General features: G+C 57.7%; 1 protein-coding gene. It reads right to left on the bottom strand.

The genetic code is table 11. The features are described 5' to 3' along the window. Nucleotides 1–1,303, bottom strand: a 1,303-nt coding sequence (locus PG896_RS20930; protein ID WP_270836189.1) for an IS4 family transposase, incomplete at its 3' end; no start/stop codon positions are given. Nucleotides 1,304–1,387 lie beyond the last annotated feature (84 nt).

The following is a 1,387-nucleotide window of genomic DNA, read 5'->3' as shown; positions in this document are numbered from 1 at the left end:
TAGGTTTTCTCGTCGCATACTTCTGTGGTTTGGCTTTGATGCACCTTGGGTAACTTCGTTCTCGGCGGGCGGGTAACTTGAACTGCTCTGCCTGTTTGTCCAACTCAGCGACACGCCCTGGAACCATGCCCGGTGACACAAACGGCAGGCAACTGAGTTCATGCAGCAGATACACCGATGCCATGTGAAAGCTCAACTGGCTGGCCGTATAGCCCTTTAAGCTCGCCGCCATCCTAACCATCTGATATCTCAGTAGGTTATAGGCCAATACCAAGCCCCATAGCTCCTGCCTTACTCCATCGGGTTTCTTGCTGCGCAGCGTCAGCCGGTGCTGTTGCAGGCTATGTTTCATCTCCCGATAGCCCAGCTCGATTTCCCAGCGATTCTGGTATAGCTCCATCAACTCGCTGGCCGGGAAGCGCAGCGGGTCGGTGAGCGAGGTCAGCACCTGCCGCTCCTTGCCGTTTACCGTCCGGGTCAGCAGCCGGGCTTCGAACTGCTCCGGCAACTCGCTCCACTTCTTCTTGGCCTGCGGACTGGCACTGAGGCGTACCAGCACATCCTGCCGCCCCAGCTTGCGGATGACCTCGTATTGAGCCCCCTTTTTCAGCGGAATAAGCCAGTGACGCGCTACGCCCTGGCGTTGCCAGGCATGGAGTAACCCCAGTGAGTAGAAGCCCTTATCGAACAGGGTCAGGCTATTATCGGGTGTTTTTTCAATCAGTTGCTCTGCCAACACCATCTCGTTTACCGCACAGGAGTCCATCACTGTCTGGGTCAGCAGATGACTGGTCAGCTCCATCTGACACAACATGCGGACCTGGGGATATTGCGTCTCCCCCTGGACGGTTTTCGACTTGGCAAAGGCGCCGGCATTGTCCGGAGTATCGGGCGTGCGCCAGACCACCCCGTCCACGGCCAGCAGCTGCAAGCCGGCCCAGGTGGGGTGCTGACACTGCTGATGCCAGAGTGTGGCGGTCTGCTGGAACACCTGTCGAACGGCTTGGTCAGCCAGTTTTTGGCGCGCCTGGATGAAGGCGCTGGGGACGACAAACGGCCGGTCGCCGGGTAACAGGATATCGAGCTGGTTGGCCAGCTGGGCCATAGGGACATGACGAAACAAGGACATCCCGATAATGGCCCATAGCACCCGCTCCATGGGCATGCGCCGTCGGCGCAAGGAGACGGAGCCCGTCTCGGCCAAGCAAGCCTGCACCAGTTCAGGTGACAGCAGGTCAGACAGGGACTCAAACTTTCCGGGAGGACAGGCGTGAATGAAGTCGAGAGCTTGGTCGATACGCATAAAAAAATCCGAAACCCAACAAGGAGTTTCGGATTCTTACACAGCCTGAGGATCGGTCAATGGATCCTTAACTGATCGGCATTA

Origin of the sequence: Aeromonas sp. QDB30, from assembly GCF_027707645.1 — a bacterium.
GTDB classification, from domain to species: Bacteria; Pseudomonadota; Gammaproteobacteria; order Enterobacterales; family Aeromonadaceae; genus Aeromonas; species Aeromonas caviae.
The sequence above is the reverse complement of the archived record's forward strand: the minus strand, read 5'-3'. Positions and strand labels throughout refer to the sequence as shown.